The following is a 20976-nucleotide window of genomic DNA, read 5'->3' as shown; positions in this document are numbered from 1 at the left end:
TTGATTGTTACTGCAAAGCTAACGGAGCTTTAAATTCACATTAATCCTTGCTAGTAAAGTCTAATTTAGGCGTCCGAACGGTAAAGAACCGTGTCTTCACTAAAAGAATGACGAGCCCCACGGCTAACCATGAAGCACCTACTAATTTGGCATCCAGCGACAGGTTCAGGAAAATCCAGGCACTCACACCAAAACCAATTAATGGTGACAGACAGTGCTTCAGAAAGTCACCAACAGTACTGTGCTGACCAGTGATATAGAACTTCCAGATCACTGACAAGTTCAGGACCATGAAGCCAAACAGGGCACCGAAGCTCACCAAGTTGGAGACCATATTCTGAGACAGCGCCAACGACAATACCAAGGAAACCAAACCAACCAAGACGATGGCCACGACCGGTGTCTGATACCGTTTGTGCAACTTAGCTAGTGAGGCTGGTAACACGCCGTCACGCCCCATGGCGTAGAGAATTCGTGAAACGGCGGTCTGCCCCTCCTGCCCACTGGCGAAACCAAAGGAGAGAATAATCGTGATGTCGGCTAATTTGACGAGCCAAGCCCCACCAACTCTGTCGAGAATGCCTAAGAAAGCCGTATTGGAATTCAGATTCTGATAATCTGGAGCAACGAACCCAGCCAGCGCGGTGATGAAGACGAAGAGCAAACCAATGCTGACGATGGAAAGAATAATCGCGCGGCCCACGGAATGGTAAGGATTCTCAGCTTCTTCGGACAGTGTGCTGACGGCATCAAAACCTAAGTAACTGACAATAACGATTCCTGTAGCTTGCAGCACTCCCTGGAAATTGAAGTGTGCGGGATTGTAAAAGGCCACCACATTAGGATGAATTGTTCCCTGAATCAAGGCGGTCACCGTGCCCACCACGAAGGCCAGTAAGACAAAGGCCTGCAAAGCAATCAAGGCCCAACTGATCTTTGTTACGATATTGACACCCAAGATGTTAATCACGGTGTTAAAGAGCACTAGCGCCACGATCCACACCCAACCAGGGATTCCGGGAATAAGAGATTTACCAAACGATTGCGTAATTAAGTAGGTAATCGTCGGGATCAACAGATAGTCCAAGACGATACCCCAACCACTGATGAAGCCTAGACCAGCCGTTGTTCCCTGCTGAACATAGGTGTACACGGATCCGGAGAACGGATAACTTCCGGCCATGGTCGCGTAGCTGAAGCCGGTGAAAAGCATGGCAATCATCCCCACCAAGTAGGCCAACGAAACCATCCCATTCGCCGGAGTCAGGAACGATCCATAGAAGGCCAACGGTGCGACGGGAATCATGAAGGTTACCCCGTAAATCACTAAATCTTTCGTGGACAAACTGACTTTTAATTCTGAAGTAGTACTTTCCATAACGTCATCTTCTTATGCAGATTTTTTATTGCGGTTAAACGATGTAGCACCGCCGCTGAAATAGCAAAACAGTCCGATATACTGAAGTTCAGCAACCCTACGCTATCCCATTAGCGCGCAAATCAATTCTCTCTAGACGGAAATCCGGTGACCACCACTGCAGTTGGTCATCACCAGCAACTCTTCGTTACTACCGTGGTACCGTGGCTTTTGTGACGCCCCGGCTGAATCAGCGGACAAAAAAATTCGCCCCCTAAACGTTGTTGTTTAAAACAACGCTTAAGGGGCGAACTATCGCTTTACCACCCTTTGTTCGCGTCAACTGTATTGACGCCTCAACGGTACACTACTGATACCAGGGATGGTAACGGATCCTTCCGCGATGTTAGCTTGCACCAACACCGGTCATTTCGAAGCTCATCTTCACCACGTACTTCCCTGCCCGTTCACACCGCCGGGGGCTCTCTTGAAAGGAAACTTGATGGCTACTCTTCTTCTCGCGACATTTTTACTGTTTTCTTTTTAAAGTTCGTTGCGCAACGACTCAATACATTAGATAATAATGAGTTCCTTTCTAATTGTCAAGACAATTTTCACATCAGTTTCTAACCTAGGAGAGTCATGGGACACAAGCTTTCCCTATTCGTCCCGGTTAGGGGCTTTCGCCAGCAATGATCTACCTCAACTTATGGTTTAGTGAGTCAACAACAACGCTTGAGGCTGGTATGGCCAACCACCGTTTAAAATCTCACAGATCATTTCGATCGACTATCCTGAATAGCAGCTATCCTAGCCGGAGGAGGTCAGGGATGGCGCCGGCCGTGACGATGGCATTAGGACGGAGGTTCTTCCGTTCTTAGGCCATGGGACGCGTTTGGAAACTCACGCTTCATAGTGAGGTTTCAAACCGAGCCGGAAGCCCGACCTTTGGCTGTAGGCGGTCCCCACAGCAGGCATAATCCCTGACAGCCGCAGGCGACAGCTTCACCCCACGTTAGGCCATCGATTACTCCACAAACATCGACAACAGGTCTTCCTGCCGTAAGTTTTGTTTCTCTTCGCCACGGACGTCGAGCTTGATCTGACCGTCTTGAACCATGACTAACCGATTACCATAGGTCAACGCATCACTCATTTTGTGGGTGATCATCATCGTGGTTAATTGGTTTTCTGCCACGATAGTTTGCGTCAAGTCCATGACCTTGCGGCTCGTCTGGGGATCCAGCGCCGCCGTATGTTCATCTAGCAACAACAGTTGGGGTTGGCTCAGCGTTGCCATCAACAGGGAGAGTGCTTGACGCTGCCCACCAGATAAATACTTCACCTGCGTCGTCAACCGATTCTCTAATCCCATATCCAGTGGCCGCAACAACTCTTGATATGCTTCGGTCTGGCCGCGATGACGGTAACGGTGAAGGCTCATGCTCCCCGTATGCTTCGCCGCCAACGTTAAGTTTTCCGCAACGCTTAGTTCCCCCGCCGTCCCCATCTTAGGATCCTGGAAGACCCGTGATAACCAACGTGATCGGTAGGCAATTGGCTTGCGCGTGATGCGGTGCCCCGCCAAAGTGAGTTCTCCGGCATCGGCCGTCAGTGTGCCCGCAATCGTATTGAGCAGCGTGGACTTCCCCGCCCCGTTATTCCCAATGACGGAGACGAAATCGCCAGGTTCAATCGTGAGACTGACGTCCTTTAAAACGTGGCGCTCATTTGCCGTCCCGGGAAAGAAGACCTTCTGAAGGTGCTTGACGCCTAAGACTGCTGTTTGCTGTAGCATGCGAATCGACTCCAATCTGTGTGAGATAACGTTTCAACTGTTGCTTCGTCTGGTATTTATTGCGAATCAGTGGCAGGCAGATCACAACGACCAAGATGCCTGCGGAAAGAATTTTCAGATCGTCGACTGGGAAACCTAAGCCCATGGCGACGGTCAATAGGAACCGGTAAATGATGGCCCCAACGACCATGGCGGTCAGCCGCACCCACATTTGCCGACCGCGGAGGAAGATCTCCCCCACGAGGACTGAGGCCAGCCCAATCACGATCGTGCCGATTCCCATGCCAATGTCGGCGTACCCATTGCTCTGGGCGATCAAAGCCCCCGACAAGGCAATGCAACCGTTAGAGACCATGTAACCGATAATCACCATTCGGTCGGTATAGATGCCGTTGGCCGCACTCATTGCCGAATTATTTCCGGTCGCCATCAGGGACAATCCGAGCCGGGTCTTGAACAGCCAAATCAAGGCTGCCATGACTACCCCGGTAATGACGGCACCCACGATAATCGTTTGTAAATCAACGGACCATGTAGCCGGCAGGTAACTGGTCAACACCCGCTGATTCAACAGGGGCACGTTGGATTTCCCCATCACGTGCATGTTGATCGAGTACAACCCGGTCATTGTCAAAATCCCAGCAAGTAGTGAAGGCATCCGCAGCTTGGTGTCCAACACGCCGGTCACCCACCCGGCCAGACAACCAGCCAGGAAGCCTAACAGACTGGCCACTAGTGCAGATTGGCCGCTAACCATCGCACTGACCGTCACGGCCGCGCCAAGGGGAAAGCTCCCCTCTGTGGTCAAATCGGGAATATCTAAAATACGAAATGTAATGAATACGCCGATAGCGAGTGGCGCCCAGAGTAGGCCCTGGCCAATACTAGTGATTAACATAACTGATCTCCCTTTCTGTCTACGGTTCTTGAATCTGACTGGTCTTCAAGCCAATTGCCTTAGCATTGGCCTTGTTGATGTACATGTGAAGCTTCTTTGAGGTTTGAACGGCCGTCGTTTGGGGCTTCTTGTTGTTTTCCAGTGCGGCGTAAGCCATCTTCCCGGTTTGCTTCCCCAAGTCGTAGTAGTTGATGCCGTAAGTTGCGGTCCCACCGTCTTGCGCCATTTCAATCGAGCCGGTCACAACGGGTAATTTAGCGGCCTTAGCCTTTTGGCCGATGGTCTTCATCGCACTAGCCATCAGGTTATCGGTTGGCAGGTACAGGCCGGAAATCTTACCCTCTAAGCCGGCCAGCACGCTGGTCACATCGTTGGTGCTAGTAGCACTGACGACTTTGACGTTGATGTGGTGCTTCTTGGCGTATGCTTTGGCCAAGTTGACTTGCAATACGGAGTTCTCTTCGGAAGAGTTGTACATGATACCGAGAGGCTTGTTACCCTTGCTCATACTAGCCAACAGCTTCAGTTGTAAACCAACCGGCGTCAAATCACTGGTCCCACTGACGTTGGTCTGTGGCTTGCTGTTGGATTTGACCAACCCGGCTGACTTCAGATCCGTGACGGCCGTGACTAACGTTGGCGTGGTCTTGGTCTTCTTGGCCAGTGCTTGAGCGGCTGGCGTTGCGATACCTAACAGTAAATCATTCTTTTGTTGGACCAATTGTTGGCTCATCGTATTTAAATTGGCTTGGTCCCCCTGCGCATTTAAGTAGTGATATTTTACGGTCACGGACTTGTGATGGGTCTTGAGTTCTTGCTTCAAACCGGCCTTGAATCCTTGCCGCGCCTCATCGAGCGAACCGTGTTGCACAACCTGTAAGATCCCCACGTTCAAGGTGCTCTTGCTGCTAGCATCGGACTTGCTGGAGCAGCCCGCTAATGTTAAGCCCAATCCTAATAATGCAATGCTCGTCAGTAATAATTTTTTCATAATCGATTCCCTCCAGGTATGTTGGCCAGCCGTGCTGACCGTTGTGGTGGCGCTTTTGTATGTGTTAATAGTTATCAGAAATGTTTGGATTTAGTTGATAAATGATACTGGAATTTACCGGTAGTGCTGATAAATTCCGCCCACGGATTAGATCAACTGACTGTTTAGAAGCTGGTAAGCCTTGGACTGGCTCAGCGCGTCCGCTTTGTCGGTCCTGGCTGCTTCTGAAACGCGTTCAGTCGGGCAGGTCCCTGCGCTTAACCCAGCTAAGCACCGGCTCGGTTCCACCGAGCGGGCACTTAGCTACGTTAATGCTCAGGACCTACCGCCCGCCTTCACGCTCTAAACAAAAAAACACCAGACAGATTCTAAGTAGAATCTACCTGGTGTTATCGGGCCCGATATTATTTCTCCAGATAGATTATACCCGTATCTATCTGGCGCTTAAGTCATGTTGAAAAACTTTAGCTTATCGATAGATACGAACGCAATTGAGCGGCGCGTTCGTATCCAAGGATGCTGAATACAAACGCTATCTAAAGAAGAAGCTAAAGGCAAATTGGCTATTCAAATGAGTGAGGTTATTTTGCTTCATGAGTGAAGTTCCTTTCATTTATCAATTTACAATTACTAGTTAACCATTAAAAAATATCGGTGTCAACCCTAAATTTCTAATCTATTTCTCATTATCAGGAATCAAGCTCTGAAAATCCTGTGACCACGCCATTCCCATCGCGCCATCCCCCACGTGCACACCGAAGCTAGGACCAATCAACGCCACATCAAATTTCACTGTGGGGAACCGTTCCTGTGCGGCCGCCAACCACCGAGATGTTGCCTCGGGTTGGTCCGCATTTAAAATAGTGGCCCTGACTGGATACGTTGCGGCCAAGTCCACCGCAAGATCGTCGAGAAAGTCTCCGCGGGCTCCACGCCACCGCAAAGTACTGCCGGCATACCGCATCTTACCGGACGGTTCAAAACTCAAGATCGGCTTGCCCGCGTGTAGTGGCGTACTGCCGGGACCAGTCGGGTTGACTTCCCCCGTTCGCAGCAGCGGCTTGATCGAGTCCACCACGAAAACGCTGTGAATCGTCTGCCGTAATAAAGTCAGCTGACTAAAAACTTCATCGACCGTGGCACCGCGGTTAACCAACTCCGCCGCTAATCGGACTTGATCGCCCATGACGGTTAAGATACCGCGTGAATCCCATGGCCACACATGAATGGCCTCGATACTTTCGGCAAACGCCGCCAACGTATTCACGAAACCGGAGATTCCCAGTGACGGGCCCACGATGATCACGTCGGTGTAGCCCTGCTTGACCAAGCCGTGGCAGGCCGCTTCAATCGTCTTCATCGAGAGCTGAGGTGCGGTCGGCACCACTTTCTTGGTCTTCGCCAATCGCATTAACCGATAGTAATCCGCTGTTGAGAGGTCTTTATATTCGTGGTATTGGCGGTTACCAAACATTATTGGTGCCGGCAACAAAGTGATGTGGCGCTGGTCGGCTTCGGCAAAGTCGATGCCGGCCGAAGTATCGGTCATAACTGCTATTTTCATAATTTCTGGCAACCTCCTTGAGGTTCAAACATCTTTTTACGATTTAGTTACTTTATTGAATACATGCTAACAATTGTCGCCTGCGGCTGCCAGGGATTCTGCCGCTGTGGGAACGCCTACAGCCAAAGTACGGGCTTCCGGCTCGGTTTGGAACCTCGCAAAATTCCGCGAGTTTCCAAACACGTCCTGCGACGTAAGGCCGGGAAGAATCAATCGCCCGGTCTAACGTCGCTGTCACGGCTGGCGCCATCCCTGGCCTCCTCCGGCTACACTAGTTTTTCATTTTTATATTGTTCCAATCATATGGAGCTGCCACCAACCATACCATCGCTCACCATTAAAAATAATCTATTGCCACACCATCCCGATAGTTTCATTCTCGAATCCTACCAATGGTGTTGTCACCAGAATTTCTATTCTTGCGAAGGTAAGTGATTAACGGCCCTGGATTCACCAACAACAAGCCTCTCAATCTCTGAAATTTCTGCTTTAAGTTGCGCAATCGTTAAAGTCCAGTATACCAAAAATTGAAAATTATGGTTGACGGTTTTTCAGCAATGCCGTACACTAAATTTATTCGAGAAACGGAAGGAAGGAAAGTTTATATGCAAATGTCTAGCATTCAACTTAATGGACGTTGGCAAAGCCGGTAATCAAGTCGTCATCGCTGTAGATGCGACTTGAGCTCCCAGAGCGATTTTCGCATCTGCGCCGGCTAACTTTCTGATGCAATAGCCCGCACGGATGTCTTCTATCCGGCAATGCGGGCCTTTTTCTTGGGCACCCAGCCGGACTGGGTGCTCTTTTTTTGATAAAGAGTGCGTAAGAAGGCGCTTAGGTCCTGAGCATTAACGTCATTAGGTACAAAATCCGGGCCTGGATTTTTTGTCTAATGGGGTTAGGCGCAGGGGCCTGCCTTCTGGAGCACGTTTCGGCTATGTCGCATTAGAGGCTAAAAGAGTGCGGAGCAAGGTGATTAGACTCCGAGCATTAACGTCGATAAGGATAAAAGCCCGGGCTTGGCTTTTTCCTTATCGGGGTTAAGCACAGGAGTCTGCCTTGCGTAGCACGTTTCGGCTGTGTCGCATTAGAGAGAAGGTTCAAACCAATCCCACCATCAAGTACCACCTGCCCTAATCAAGCTCAGTCCCACCAACTTACATACAGTCACCATCCGACTCACGACAACTTTACGTAATTTGACTCACACAGGCAGAATCCTTCCATCGTCAAACCATCTCTGCCAAGATGAAAGCTAACGCTATTTTTCGTCAATAATTATCTACAAAAACAAAAGTACCCTAAACCAGCACCTACTATAGAGAATTGAGGTTGATTGCACCATGAAACGACTATACGGACTCATCGCCATCCTCGTGGTTTTTCTCGGCTTCGCCTTTGTTAGCGAAAGCCACAAGGAAGCGGCGACCACCAAAGAGGTTCCCACTGTCGGAATTCTCCAATTGCTTTCCCACCCTGCGCTAGATGCCATTCATAAGGGCATCATCCACGGGCTAGCCGAAGAGGGCTATCACGTGGGTAAGAACATCAAGATTGATTTTCAAAACGCCGAAAACGACCAGAGTAATCTGAAAACCATGAGCGCACGCTTCGTCAACGAAGACGCCGACGCCATGATTGGAATTGCCACACCGGCCGCTCAGGCATTGGCTAACGCCAGTTCCACCACCCCCGTCGTTCTGGGGGCCATCACCGATCCTGAGGGTGCTCATCTGGTTAAGAACAACAATCACCCTGGCAACAATGTCACCGGGGTCTCCGACCAAGCGCCACTGGCTGCGCAACTCAAATTGATCCAGAAGATCATGCCCAACATGAAGACGCTGGGGATCATTTACACCTCGTCTGATGACTCGGCAACGGCCCAGTATCACCAGTTCGCCGCCCTTTGCAAGAAGGAACACGTTGACCTAAAGGCTTACTCCATCGCCAACACCAACGACTTGAACCAGGTCAGCCAGGAAATGGTGAGTCAGGTCGACGCCGTCTACGTGCCGACCGATAACACCGTTGCGAGCGCCATGCAAACGCTGGTCGCCACGGCTACTGCGAAAAAGGTACCCGTCTTCCCAGCCGTCGACACCATGGTCAAGGCTGGTGGACTCGCCACGTTGAGCATCAACCAATACAAGTTGGGCGTGACCACGGGTAAGATGACCGCCGCTATTTTAAAGGGCAAGAAGCCCGCCGATACGCCAATTCACTTCGTACGTAAGGGTGAAATGACCATCAATCTGAAGACCGCACAGAAGCTAGGGATTACCCTGCCGGACTCGGTCGTTAAGGAAGCCAAACAACACGGGGAGGTATACCGCTAATGAGTTTAATTGTATCTGCTATTGGACAGGGCCTGCTGTGGGCCGTCCTGGGTGTAGGGTTGTTCCTCACCTTTAGAATTCTCGACTTTGCCGATATGACCGTTGAAGGGACGTTCCCACTGGGTGCGGCCACCGCGGTCGCCGCCATCAGTAACGGGATGAATCCCCTACTGGCAACACTCCTGGCCTTCGCCATTGGTGCCATTGCCGGCCTGATTACTGGGTTGCTCTACACCAAGGGTCATATTCCAATATTACTGGCCGGAATCCTGGTCATGACCGCCTGCTACTCCGTCAACTTACGGATCATGGGTCGGGCCAACGTTTCCTTACTGGGAAAATCCACATTATTTAAGAACCACTTTCTCGCCTCCTTGCCCCAATACTTTGACAGTGTCTTTCTAGGCACGCTGGTCATGGTCATCATCACGGGACTTGTCATCTACTTCCTGCAAACGCAACTGGGCCAAGGCTTCATCGCTACCGGAGATAACCAGACGATGGCCCGCTCCCTTGGAATCAACACGGATAACATGAAGATCATGGGCCTAATGGTCTCCAATGGTATGATTGCCTTTGGGGGCGCACTGGTTGCCCAAAACAACGGGTATGCCGACGTTAACATGGGGATTGGAATCATCGTGATTGCCCTCGCCTCCATCATCATTGGGGAAGTGGCCTTCGGTGATTTAACGCTGAATCAACGACTGGTAGCGGTCTCCCTCGGGAGTATCCTCTACCGCTTCGTCCTGCTGATTGTCCTCAAATTGGGCTTCAGCGCCAACGATCTTAACCTGTTATCTTCCATCATCTTGGCACTTTGCATGATGTTGCCAGTCTTCAAGAAGACGTTTAACTTCAAGCATATTTTGAAACGGGGGCTGGATACTAATGATTAAACCATTACTCGAATTGAAAAATGTCGTGTTGAAGGTCAACCGCAACACGCCCGAAGAAATCATGATTCTTGACCACCTCAACCTGACGATCAATGCCGGCGACTTTATCACCGTGTTGGGGTCTAACGGGGCCGGAAAGTCCACGCTGTTCAACGCTATCGGGGGCGACCTCAGTATTGACAGCGGTCAGATTCTGCTCAACGGCAAAGACATTTCTCACGAATCCGTGGAAAGACGCACACGTTTTCTGGCGCGGGTCTTCCAGGATCCCAAGCTAGGGACCGCTCCGCGAATGAACGTGGCCGAAAACCTATTGCTGGCTGAACGACGCGGACAACGCCGGACGTTAGCGCCGCGCCACCTGAACAAGCAACTCGACCGCTATAAGAAGATCACAGCCACCATGCACAACGGCTTGGATGAACGACTGACGACAGCGACCGGGAACCTCTCCGGGGGCCAACGCCAGGCGCTGAGCTTCCTGATGGCGACGTTGAAACGTCCAGAGGTTTTACTGCTGGACGAACACACGGCGGCGCTCGACCCGCAGACCAGCCAAGACTTGATGCACCTCACCAACGAGCGGGTGCAAGAGGAACAGCTGACCTGCCTGATGATCACCCACCACTTGGAAGACGCCCTGACCTACGGCAATCGACTGATTGTCCTCCACCACGGCAAGGTCACCTTCGATGTCGCCGGTGCCGAAAAGGACGCTCTGACCACGGAGAAACTCTACAGCTTCTTCGCTGAGATCGAATAGGAGGCCTTGCATGGAACTCGTTATTTCAAACGAACCCTTCAACCGGGCCGCCGCCCTGTCGCTACGCCAAGCCATCTTCGTCACCGAACGGGGGATTCCCCGCGACATTGAGTTTGACGACCGCGATACCAGCGACCGGGTCTACGTGACGCTGTACCAGGACGCCACTCACCCCATTGCCACGCTGCGGTTAGAGCCCCAATCGCCAACTGAGATGCGATTCGGCCGGGTCTGCACCCGTCAGGACTTGCGTGGTCAAGGCATAGGCACACGCCTGCTGACGGCCGCCGAGGATTGGTCGCGCGAGCATGGTTTCTCGACCGGCGTTATCCACGGTGAGGTCAGTGCCCAGGCATTTTACGAACGGTGCGGCTACGCGGTCAATGAAGGCCCGTTCGATGAAGATGGAGCACCCGTAGTTATCCTGCATAAAGACTTATAATTTAAACACAATGGCGTCGATGACTTTTCCAGCAGTAGGAAATCCATCGACGCCATTTTTAGATTTATTATAGTGTTTAGTGTTTGCGCGTTTGGCACCAACGCTTGCCCCACAGAAAAGCCCAGACAAACGGTCCCGCCAGAATCAGAAAGAGCCGCATAATCAGACTCATCCCCCACCGGAGCAACCAGCCTTCCTTGGCATCGGCATCCCCGATCCGAGCGAATCCCATGTGACCCGTATTCCCGTAATTGGACCCCATCTTCATCGCCTCTTGATCGGCGTTCATTGTCTTCTTGATTTTCTTGCCGATATCGACCGATCCGTTAAGCATTTGCCGTGCCCGATCGTACAGGAGTGGGAAGAAAACGAGATAGCTCAACACAAGATACCCATTCCACCAGGAAAGGGCTATCGACCATGCTCCCGTCTGCGTATTGAGATTGTGAATGAAAAAGATAAAGGCAAACGGGAAGATTCCCAAAAGATACTTTCTCACCATACGACCACCCCTGTTCCGTCTGAAATACCAGGTGTTATCCTGGCAAAATGTTATACCACGTTATTGGATTTCTGCCGCCTCATGGTGTGTAATTCATTAAATTGCGGTTCGTAACTTAATCTAGTCCACCCATACGGACTGCTTAAATTAAGAGTACCATCTACGCCCTTAATTAACAATATGATTAAACCATTTGTTGGACATTCGATTATTCTATGAAACCGAAAGATATTTCACCAATCCTGCTAGATCTTTTTGCTATGTTTCCAAGTCAAATGGTGATAGTCTCAAACTATATGCCACGGATTGGAGATAATTAGATGACGAAAAAGTCAGAACAGGTGTTAGTAACTATTCGTATGGACCCCGACCAGAAAAAGAAAGCCGAACAGGTCGCAAACGACATGGGTATCGACCTCACCACAGCAGTCAATCTGTTCATTTCCCAAATGATTAAAGAAAACGGTCTACCTTTCAAGCCAACCAATGATTCTGTAGCCATCGATTTAGCTGGCGCACTAGAAGATGTTAAGAATGGCAACGTAACGGAGTTTAACTCGGCTGATGAATTCATGAAGCACCTTTACGAGCTCGAAAACGACGATTCATCCGACAACTCCTAGAAGCGTATCTGCACAATTATTCCCCACTCTAGAATTATATTAATCAAGACAAGTCCTCTAATTACAGAGAACTTTTTTTGATTGGATTTTAACCGACGCTATGAAAAAAGATGCAACAGGCCGAAGCCCGTTGCACCACCCTTTCAAAACCTAATGTTCATAAGTCTTAATCAATCCTTGCGTCCCATCGTTCCCCAAGCCAAAGTCGTCGACCATCGCCTCGTAGAGTAACTTGGCCTGCTTGGTTGCTGGCAAATCCAGTCCCATGCGGTCGGCCTCCTGCAGCGCGATCCGCAAGTCCTTGAGGAAATGCTTGGCGAAGAACCCTGGCGTGTAATCACCCTTTAAAATCCGTGGCACATAGTTGTCCATGCTCCAATTGTCGGCTCCGCCACTGCTTAAGGTTTCCAAGACCTGTGGCAAGTCCAGCTCAGCCGCCTTGGCGTAAACCAGCATTTCCGTCAGGCCGGTCATCGTTCCGGCAATCATGATCTGGTTGGCCATCTTAGTGTGTTGCCCCTTACCAGCGCCACCGAAGTAGTTCACGCGTTGTCCTACCTGTTGAAAGACGGGCAATACGCGATCATAAGCGGCTTGATCACCGCCAACCATCACCGTCAGGGTAGCGTTCTTGGCACCGACATCCCCACCGGAGACGGGCGCATCCAGTGCCTGCACGTCGTGTTCGTGAGCCAAACCAGTCAATTTTACCGCCAGCGCTGGGGTACTCGTGGTCATATCTACCACGATACTCCCAGCCTGAATGCCAGTGAAGATACCCTGATCTCCAGTGTAGACTTCCTCGACATCACTGGGATAGCCAACCATGGTCATCACCAACTGGGATTGCTGGGCAACAGCGGCGGGCGTCTCTGCCCAGGTTGCCCCAGCATCCAAAACCGTTGCGGCGTGGGCCTTCGTTCGATTGTACACGACTACCGACTGGCCGGCCTTCAGTAAATTCAATACGATGCCAGTCCCCATGACGCCGGTGCCAATAAATCCAATTTGCATAAGCGGTTGCCTCCTTGAGCTATTTGAAGTCTATGGTACCACGTTGTCAGCTGGGCCGGGTAAGAAACGGTCGGTCACATTTAACCACGAATCCTACGAAAATTGACAACTTATCGCCAAGTCAAATCTCCCGAGTAAAAGTAGCTTCTACCTTCTCAATTCCCTCATATCACAACAATCATGTCTGCCTTCTCACTTATATCATCCTACTATCTAATTAATGGTTAATACGATTTTCCAAGTTTTCCGCTGAAAAACTGAGACAAAATCATCGAAATTTACATTGGTATTAGTATCAGGCCAACTTCTCGAAAGCACATCTGCATACGAAAAAAATCACCCAACGTAACTACTTGCTGGGTGACATCTAATTCAAAGTTAAGAGTTTGCTAACTAGCCTCTGCCGTTAGGGAAACAAACTGTTTAGCCGGAGGAGGCCAGAGATGGCGCCAGCCGTGACGTCGCTGTTAGACCGGGGCTTGTTTCTTCCCGGCCTTACAGCGTGGGACGTGTTTGGAAACTCGCATGAACCTCGCGAGGTTTCAAACCGAGCCGAAAGCCCGCCCTTCGGCTGCAGGCGTTCCCCACAGCGGCAGAATCTCTGGCAACCGCAGGCGAGCAAAACCAGTTAGTTCCCGTATTCAACCTCGCCGAAGTGATAGGCCTTTCCATTAACCGTGTAGTTCGTCCAACTGGCAAACGCATCAAAAGTATCGTCAGTGGGATTGATTCCCAGGCTCCCCGTCGTCTTCTTATTGGTGATTGTCAGTCGGTAGTGTCCCTTGCTGAGCCTCTTGTTAGGCAGCCCCTTTAACGCTTTGTTGTAGTCGATCTTAGTTGTGTTTCCTTTGACCGTCACCTTCGACACCTTCACTGAACGTGTCGGCTTGTATACTTTGGTCGAACCTGCCCAGCGTGCGCCAAACAGAAAGGGCGCCTTAGCCATCGCCGTCTTGCTGTAGTACTGCAAGTAGTTGTCCAGCGTCAGATAGAACCCTGGTGTTGGCTCGGCCGCCATATTCGTGCTATTGGCCGTATACCCCTTACCGTTCAAGAAGACTTGCGTTCGAATCGGTGCCTTCAGTGTCACGTACTTGAAGTTAGCCTTGGTAAACGGAATTGTCGCGATATTCTTATACTTGAGTGCCTTAGCTCGCTTATAGTTGACCACACCATACGTAAACAGTGCGGTTGTCTTCACACCACCGTGACCATCATCCATCGACATAATGCTCTCGGCATTCAACAGTGTGTTCTTCTTAACCTTAACTTGCTTGTATTTACCATTAGTTTTCTTATAAATGCCGACGTACATGGCCTTCTTGGTCCGCACGTAGCCGACGTTCCCCGTTAAATACTTGCTGCTAGTTGCAGCGTTGGCCGTAGTTGCTCCAACGCCGACAATGGTCAGACCAACCACTGCGGCCAGCCACCATTTCACATGTACTTTCATCTTGCTTCCTCCCGTATGATTGTTAACGTAATCGATGTAACACGTACCCCTGAAGAACCTTTTTCTACTCTGTTCCAAAATTCAGTATACACTGTAAATTTTAAAAGCATGTGTCAAATACCTTACAAAAATCGCTGCAACCAGCCAATACCTTGGTATCACCCGTTTCAATGGCAAAAAAAAAGGACCCGAGAATTTATCTCAGGTCCACGTTTGTTAAGATTCAGTTGAATTTGATGGTTTCTTTTCGCCCTCAGCCTTGGTTTGTGGTTGCTGCCGCTTGCGGATCACATGAATAATCAACGTCAAGATAATGGCGCCAATCACAACGATTCCAAACAAGGTTGCCGGAATCTCGATGTCGATAGCGGGAATCGAGATGAACAACTTAACGGCAATCAAGCCGATTAAGATATACGCCATCGGTTCCAGCTCCGGAATCCGCCGCATGAGTTTCATAATCACCTCTGCGACACCCCGCATGGCAAGAATCCCAATCAAGCCCCCAATCAACACGATGACCGGATTGTTGGAAATTGCCAGCGATGCCAGCACGGAGTCCACGGAGAAGATAATGTCCATCATTTCAATCTGCAATACGACCGACCAGAACAACGGCAAGAGCCGTTTCTTTTTGTCTTTAACCAGTTTACGCGTGTGCTTGACTCGCGTTTTACTGAAGTATTGGAAGACCAGGAAGACCAGATAGAGTGCCCCAACGACCTTGATTTCCCAGAAATTAATGAGGTATACACCCAGCCCAATGATGATGAACCGGAAGATATACGCCCCCCAGATCCCGTAGAACAGAGATTCTTCCTGTTGCTTACGGGTCGGTAACGATTGTGTCTGCGCTGCAAGAACTACGGCGTTATCGACGGACAACAGGCACTCAATCAGTACCAGTGAGAAGATAATCAGCCAGTCATTACCAGAAGTAATCACGGTTTCCCAGTTATGAAGATCAAAGAATGGGCCATACATTTGGCCTATAAAGTGTAACAACGCTAGCTTCAGCTCCTTAGCTTGAAAGTTATTAAGATTGTTTCTGCTAGGAATCCATTAATAGCCACAACCATTTCCGCTACTTGGTCCTCAGCAGTTGGCAAAAACAAGTCCACGCGTGGGTCGACCGGCGCATGCCAGCGAGTCAAAACCCACCAGCCACACACATCGACACTGATTATAAACTTATTTTTATCTGGATAAGTTTACCACACTCCCCCTTAACTTGCGACTCATTTATTCGCTGTGCCCCATAACCAATTAATCTGTTGGTTAGGCCACTTAACTCGTTCATCAAATAAACGATTGAAAATATGACCGAGGCGCGTTAATATGAGACTGGCATTTGGGGAAACTTAGACCGACTTTAAGGGAATGGATGATAAATTTTGAAGAAAATTGTGACAATTTTGGGGTTAACTCTCGCGTGTGCGTTTGCTGGTAGCCTGCCGACGATTTCCGCCGACGCTAGCAGCTACCTGGGGATCAAGAGCACCAAGAACACCAGTTACAACGCACGTTTCGTCAATCAAGGCAGTCGTAACGATGGTATCTACTACTACGCACCCTATTACACCCAACGGTCGGCTAAGACCCGTGACGCCAGTGGTAAGAACTGGCAACACCGGTTTGTGAAAGTCAGCCAGGTGGCAACTCTCTCAAATGGCGTGCAGTTTGCCAAGTTCTCGTGGTATGGTGACAAAATTGGGTGGGTCGACGTACGGGCATTGCAGAAGTTCAGTCGCAGTCAAAATGCGAAGGTACTGCTGAACAATGCTCATTTCCAAGGTAGCGCCATGCTATTCAATAACTACACGAACGGTGCCAGCAACGTCAATGTCGGCTACGCCGATGCCGCCACGAAGACACTGAACTCAGCCAACACCATTTACCCCATCGCCTCGCTTCAAAAGGTGATGACCGGCGCGCTTATCGTACAACTCGCTGGCCAAGGTAAGCTGTCGCTGAACAACAAGCTCAGCAAGTACTACCCTGGTGTTAAGAATAGCAACAAGATGACGCTTCGCCAGCTGCTCAATCAGCGGTCGGGCATCGACATGGATGAGTCCACGCCCAGCAGCGTTCTCAAGACGCAATCCGCCGAGATCAACTACACCTTGAATCAGCTCAGAGTTGGCAGCAATGGGAGCTTTAACTACACCAACGCTAACTATACCCTGCTCGCCGGAATAGCTTCCAAGGTGACCGGTCAAACCTATGACCAGCTGGTCCAGAAACGAATCATTGCGCCACTGGGGCTCAAAAACACCTATTCTTGGGATAACCTGCCGCGCAGTGGATCTATCGCGACCGGCTACAGTTTTACCAATGGCAAGAGTAATAACACCAACAACGCCTCACAGAAGTTGGTTTCATCGCTGTTAGGCGCTGGTAATTACTACTCGACACCAGCCGACTACTATAAGATTCAACAAGGCTTGCGTAATGGCAAGATCCTGACGACTAATCAGTATTACGATCTCTCCAACGACTACAAGCTAAACTATGCCGGTGGATTGTATCACTATAAGCACAGTATCAAACGCGTCCGCGGAACCCTTAGCGGTGCGGGCTACGAAACCGCGCTGTACGGATCGGAAGGCAACAAATCCGGCGTCATCCTCTTTGCCAACCAGGCGCCAACCACGCCGATGAACAATCTGGCCGAGACGCTCTACGACCTTGCACGATACTACGACGAAAACTAACGTGGCGTATCATTTATGGCGGTAGCCGCGTTAAGTATCGGTTGCTTAGAAGACTTCAATCCATTTGGCAAGTAACGTCAAACGAGGCAGTACCAGCGTCAATGCCGGTACTGCCTCGTTTGTTGTATCATTTAAGTGTCATAGTCATTTAAATTGTAAGTGGCGATCAAGTTCGTCAACTTCTTGGCGTAGCTCGGATCGGTGGCATACCCGTTATTCTGCAATAACGTGGCCGCTGTCTTGTAATCGGTCACCGTCTGCTTGAAGTAGCTACGTTTGAGCAACGCATCGTGGTCTAAAATAGCCGCCGTCAGGTTGGGATAGTCACGGAAGTTGGCCCGGACCGAAATCTTCTTACCGTTGACGTATTCATTGGTCCAAAACGACTTTGACTTGCCCTCATAAGCCCCCTTCACCCCAAACGGGTTATTGGCCTGCTGGAACAAGCCAGATGTTCCCCAGCTGGATTCCAGGATGGCTTGGGCAATGACGATACTGGGTAAGACCTGACCATTTTGCCGGTAAACCCTGACTGCTGGTTTCGCCATTTTTGCGATAAACTTTTTCTGAGCAGCCGTCTCGTTGTCAGTGATGCCCGTATCCGTCTGAGCAATGCGTTGCGACTGAATCTCAGTCTTGATCTTACCGCGCACTAACAGCCCGCCACCGAGAACCAACAGGACCATGACGAAGATCCAGGTAGCGGTCGCGGGGTTATGAGTCGATTTTCTTTTCGTTCTTCGACGCTTAGGCACCCGGATTCCTCCAATCTCAGTTATAATGTTCTCAATTATAACGAGTTTTTCGTTAGATGGAATTAATTATCCAAACCCTCAACAAAACTTAAACTTTACCCAGAAAGGAGATTTCCATGTTACTGAGTGCCAGTGCTGCTATAATTTTTCTAATCATTTTACTGACTATTTGGGATCCCCACGGTCTGAACAGTGCAGTGATCACCGTGTTGGGTGGCGGTTTAATGACGCTACTGGCCACGTTATCACAGCATTCTTGGGCCGTGCCACTGGCCGATCTGGGTAAACTAATCACTCTGGCCATCGGTGCTTGGGGCCTCTTCACGCTGTTTCTAATTATTGGTACGCCCAGCCTGATTGTGCGCAAACGAGAACGCCTGACGTTTGGCCTCATCGCCGGTATCTGGCTCTGGCTAATCCTTGGCGGTGCGTGGCTGTACGCCGTGAGTCACGGTACCTTCGACAATACCATTTGGCCGTGGCTGAGCTTCATCCCCGCCTTTAGCCTCTACTTGGGCGTACTCTTTGGAGCCAGCGCCATCGGTTACCTGCGGGCCATCTGTTTTCGTGCCCGACACGCCGACACTCTCGTGATTCTGGGAGCTGGGCTGCGCAACGGCAACCAGATTGGCCGCGTCCTAGGAGCACGACTTGATACCGCCCTCACCTTTGCCAGTCGGCAGAATCACCCGGTAACCCTCATTGTCAGTGGGGGCCAGGGCGCGGATGAAACGACCAGTGAAGCCGCTGCGATGGCCGACTATCTCGAACGCCACGGCTATCCGGCCAACCTAATTATCCAAGAGACGGCGGCCACAAATACGCGAACTAATCTGCTGAACAGCCAAAAACTCTGGTGGCAACTGCCCAACCAGGGAGGCCGAGTAGTGCTAATCACTAACGGCTACCACCTCTTTCGCACCCGTCTACTTGCCCAACACCTTCGCCTACACGTGGGTGGCTACCCGGCACCCACGCGGCTGGGTTACCTACCAATTGGCTGGGCCCGTGAGTTTCTAGCGCTAATCATGTTGCATCCGCGACTCCACAGAAGCGTGCTGATTGGAATGGTCGCGACGAACTTACTGTGGATGCTGATTTAAGCGTGCACCAAAAGACGATTGGCTGGCGAGCATTAAAGCTGAACTAGTTATCCTTTCACCGATGGAAAATTTAAAAATCAAAAAGGTGCTGTGACGACTAATCACAGCACCTTTCCATTAATTTAACGGCGTCACACTAAGCTGATTACTAACTTTATAAAACTTTGGTTCCGTCCACGTCAACATTTCTGGCGTTAATTTCAATTGGACCACATCCAAGCGATTGTACGGCTGGAAGTAATACGTCAGCGATTCACTACAGGTCGCCGCACGATAGACGGAATAGGTTGGCCGGTAGCGGTGGCTCTTAGGTACCGCCACGCTGTCCAGCAGATGCCACGCACTGATAATCCCCTCGTTCTCATCGGCTGGGAGATCGGTGCGTTCCTTGTAATAGGCTGCGCGGACGAAGCGACCACCAGGGGTAAACGACCCACTGGGCACTGGCTTTCCGGAGAAACGGCCGGTCGTAACGTGGGGTTCGTTCAGCGGTACCGTCCCGGCTTCAAAATCATCGGTATAGTTAACGTACTGACCGAGACGTTCGAGCTGTAATTCGAAGTCCTTACTGTTGGTGACCACGCCTAATGGGTTCTCGCGGATGCGCATAGGAAAGTGCGTGGGTTCAATCACCACGGTCCGACCGGTGCGATCAACCACGGCAAAGTGTAATTCGGAGTCGCCGATGTTATTCACGGCGTATGCGCCACTCATCAGCTGAATTTCATCCAGATGCGCTTCGATATCGGCCACGGAAGCAAAGTTCGCCAGCAGATAAAAGGAAAACTCGTACGGTGCTAGGTGAACTTGCCCTGGTGTAGGCTTTTCGACCAGTTGAGAACCATTGGCAAACGTCAACTTTTGCACGCTCAAGCCCATCTCATTGACGCCATCGGACACGTCGATTTCGTTATGGTGAGCACCCCCGCCACCAATCAAGGCATAGCGGTTCGTGTGCCAGTGATTGTCAAAGACACTCTGCCACTGAAAGCCACGGGGCACGAACAACGGCTGAACGTAGAGGGCGTACCAGTCCATGGTCCGCGCTAAGATGTGACTGCCGTCCTTGGCAATTTGCAAGATACTGGTACACATGGTAAATCCCCTCCTTTTCCTTAATCAATTGCATGATGTTAGTTTGAAATGGCCATGATTGATGTTAACTGCGCCCTACCAGGTGGTGAAAATGGACTCAGCTGTGGGAGTTTACGCCGGTTAGGAAACTGGTGCGGTCAAGACGCGATTCTCAGCGGCTTAACCACAAGCCTAAAGACCGCTCTACGGCTTTAGGCGTCCGCCTTCAGCGTCCCAGTCCGATTTTTACCGGCTCGGAGGCGCAATCTGAGTCAACTAATCGTTCAAAACAAGATTAATCTAGTTAATTAAGTTTACGTGAAAACGACTGCGACAGCAATTAAAGTGGCTTAGCTGCATCCTCTAAGAAAGCTTGAAACCGTTCATCGATTTCTTTTTGGCGGTCAGTGACAGCCTTCGCCGGTTCAGCGACGTTTGCCGTAATCTCTAAGTAAGCAAACATAATTTGGCTAGCATCGAGATGATACTGTGCCGCCAGCTTGAGGGCTAAGTCGAATCGTTCGGGCGTCAACATGGCTGCGTAGGGACTCTGGTAGGCTTGATGGTGCTTTGTCATGGATTCACGTTCTTTCTTTTAGTTAGTTATGAGGTCTTCTACTTTACCGCAATGGTTGTGGGAGTCAACCATAAGGCTTTCTTAAACTTGCCCGATTTAAAATTGAAGTG

Annotated in this window: 19 protein-coding genes; 7 read left to right on the top strand and 12 right to left on the bottom strand. The window is 50.4% G+C overall.

What is annotated here, in order from left to right; translation table 11 throughout:
* Window positions 1-40: 40 nt before the first annotated feature.
* The 5 genes from FD07_RS04820 to FD07_RS04800 all read right to left on the bottom strand — a co-directional run bounded on the left by FD07_RS04820 (window position 41) and on the right by FD07_RS04800 (window position 6608).
* On the bottom strand, window positions 41-1378 hold the full coding sequence (locus tag FD07_RS04820) for an APC family permease (protein WP_020089063.1): 1338 nt from the start codon (window positions 1376-1378) through the stop codon (window positions 41-43).
* 1006 nt (window positions 1379-2384) lie between these two features.
* Complete coding sequence (locus FD07_RS04815; RefSeq protein WP_020089065.1) at window positions 2385-3155, bottom strand: ABC transporter ATP-binding protein; 771 nt, start codon at window positions 3153-3155, stop codon at window positions 2385-2387.
* On the bottom strand, window positions 3085-4053 hold the full coding sequence (locus FD07_RS04810) for an ABC transporter permease (RefSeq protein ID WP_020089066.1): 969 nt from the start codon (window positions 4051-4053) through the stop codon (window positions 3085-3087). Before FD07_RS04810 ends, FD07_RS04815 begins: the two co-directional genes overlap by 71 nt.
* 19 nt (window positions 4054-4072) lie before the next feature.
* Window positions 4073-5044, bottom strand: a complete 972-nt coding sequence (locus FD07_RS04805) for an ABC transporter substrate-binding protein (protein ID WP_020089067.1) — start codon at window positions 5042-5044, stop codon at window positions 4073-4075.
* A 676-nt stretch (window positions 5045-5720) separates the two neighbouring features.
* Window positions 5721-6608: a DegV family protein gene (locus FD07_RS04800; RefSeq protein WP_027825939.1), complete on the bottom strand. Its 888-nt coding sequence runs from the start codon at window positions 6606-6608 to the stop codon at window positions 5721-5723.
* A gap of 1343 nt (window positions 6609-7951) precedes the next feature.
* Here FD07_RS04800 and trpX point away from each other — a divergent pair.
* From trpX to FD07_RS04780, 4 genes are read left to right on the top strand one after another with little or no spacing between them, the layout of a single operon-like run.
* Window positions 7952-8947 carry a tryptophan ABC transporter substrate-binding protein gene (gene trpX, locus FD07_RS04795; protein ID WP_020089069.1) on the top strand — a complete coding sequence of 332 codons (996 nt, stop codon included), beginning with the start codon at window positions 7952-7954 and terminating at the stop codon, window positions 8945-8947.
* Window positions 8947-9846 (top strand): ABC transporter permease, encoded by a 900-nt coding sequence (locus FD07_RS04790; RefSeq protein ID WP_020089070.1) that lies wholly within the window; start codon window positions 8947-8949, stop codon window positions 9844-9846. Before trpX ends, FD07_RS04790 begins: the two co-directional genes overlap by 1 nt.
* Window positions 9839-10609: an ABC transporter ATP-binding protein gene (locus FD07_RS04785; protein ID WP_020089071.1), complete on the top strand. Its 771-nt coding sequence runs from the start codon at window positions 9839-9841 to the stop codon at window positions 10607-10609. Before FD07_RS04790 ends, FD07_RS04785 begins: the two co-directional genes overlap by 8 nt.
* 10 nt (window positions 10610-10619) lie before the next feature.
* On the top strand, window positions 10620-11051 hold the full coding sequence (locus tag FD07_RS04780; protein ID WP_020089072.1) for a GNAT family N-acetyltransferase: 432 nt from the start codon (window positions 10620-10622) through the stop codon (window positions 11049-11051).
* Window positions 11052-11127: 76 nt separating this feature from the next.
* Here FD07_RS04780 and FD07_RS04775 read toward each other — a convergent pair whose 3' ends face one another.
* Window positions 11128-11553, bottom strand: coding sequence for a hypothetical protein (locus tag FD07_RS04775; protein WP_020089073.1), 426 nt, complete (start codon window positions 11551-11553; stop codon window positions 11128-11130).
* 320 nt (window positions 11554-11873) lie between these two features.
* On the opposite strand from FD07_RS04775, the gene FD07_RS04770 reads away from it, so the two are divergent.
* The gene (locus FD07_RS04770) at window positions 11874-12176 is read left to right on the top strand and encodes a type II toxin-antitoxin system RelB/DinJ family antitoxin (RefSeq protein WP_020089074.1); all 303 of its coding nucleotides are present in this window, start codon (window positions 11874-11876) and stop codon (window positions 12174-12176) included.
* Between the two features lie 150 nt (window positions 12177-12326).
* On the opposite strand, the gene FD07_RS04765 is transcribed toward FD07_RS04770, so the two are convergent.
* The 3 genes from FD07_RS04765 to FD07_RS04750 form a co-directional block, all read right to left on the bottom strand.
* Entirely contained in the window at window positions 12327-13190 is an 864-nt protein-coding gene (locus tag FD07_RS04765) for an NAD(P)-dependent oxidoreductase (RefSeq protein WP_020089075.1), read from the bottom strand.
* 628 nt (window positions 13191-13818) lie between these two features.
* Window positions 13819-14643: a hypothetical protein gene (locus FD07_RS04755; protein ID WP_020089077.1), complete on the bottom strand. Its 825-nt coding sequence runs from the start codon at window positions 14641-14643 to the stop codon at window positions 13819-13821.
* Between the two features lie 216 nt (window positions 14644-14859).
* Complete coding sequence (locus FD07_RS04750; RefSeq protein ID WP_020089078.1) at window positions 14860-15627, bottom strand: TerC family protein; 768 nt, start codon at window positions 15625-15627, stop codon at window positions 14860-14862.
* Between the two features lie 410 nt (window positions 15628-16037).
* Between FD07_RS04750 and FD07_RS04745 the strand changes: the two genes are divergently transcribed.
* Complete coding sequence (locus FD07_RS04745) at window positions 16038-17357, top strand: serine hydrolase (RefSeq protein WP_020089079.1); 1320 nt, start codon at window positions 16038-16040, stop codon at window positions 17355-17357.
* Between the two features lie 131 nt (window positions 17358-17488).
* On the opposite strand, the gene FD07_RS04740 is transcribed toward FD07_RS04745, so the two are convergent.
* Window positions 17489-18112 carry a glycoside hydrolase family 73 protein gene (locus FD07_RS04740; RefSeq protein ID WP_020089080.1) on the bottom strand — a complete coding sequence of 208 codons (624 nt, stop codon included), beginning with the start codon at window positions 18110-18112 and terminating at the stop codon, window positions 17489-17491.
* A gap of 116 nt (window positions 18113-18228) precedes the next feature.
* Between FD07_RS04740 and FD07_RS04735 the strand changes: the two genes are divergently transcribed.
* A complete protein-coding gene (locus FD07_RS04735) occupies window positions 18229-19215 on the top strand; it encodes a YdcF family protein (RefSeq protein ID WP_020089081.1) in 987 nt (328 codons plus the stop codon).
* Window positions 19216-19332: 117 nt separating this feature from the next.
* On the opposite strand, the gene FD07_RS04730 is transcribed toward FD07_RS04735, so the two are convergent.
* Window positions 19333-20310 carry a linear amide C-N hydrolase gene (locus FD07_RS04730; RefSeq protein WP_020089082.1) on the bottom strand — a complete coding sequence of 326 codons (978 nt, stop codon included), beginning with the start codon at window positions 20308-20310 and terminating at the stop codon, window positions 19333-19335.
* A 319-nt stretch (window positions 20311-20629) separates the two neighbouring features.
* Complete coding sequence (locus tag FD07_RS04725) at window positions 20630-20866, bottom strand: hypothetical protein (RefSeq protein ID WP_020089083.1); 237 nt, start codon at window positions 20864-20866, stop codon at window positions 20630-20632.
* Between the last annotated feature and the right edge of the window lie 110 nt (window positions 20867-20976).

Origin of the sequence: Levilactobacillus parabrevis ATCC 53295, assembly GCF_001434055.1 — a bacterium.
Lineage (GTDB): Bacteria > Bacillota > Bacilli > Lactobacillales > Lactobacillaceae > Levilactobacillus > Levilactobacillus parabrevis.
Note: the sequence above shows the minus strand (reverse complement) of the source record. Positions and strands in the feature narration are given on the sequence as shown.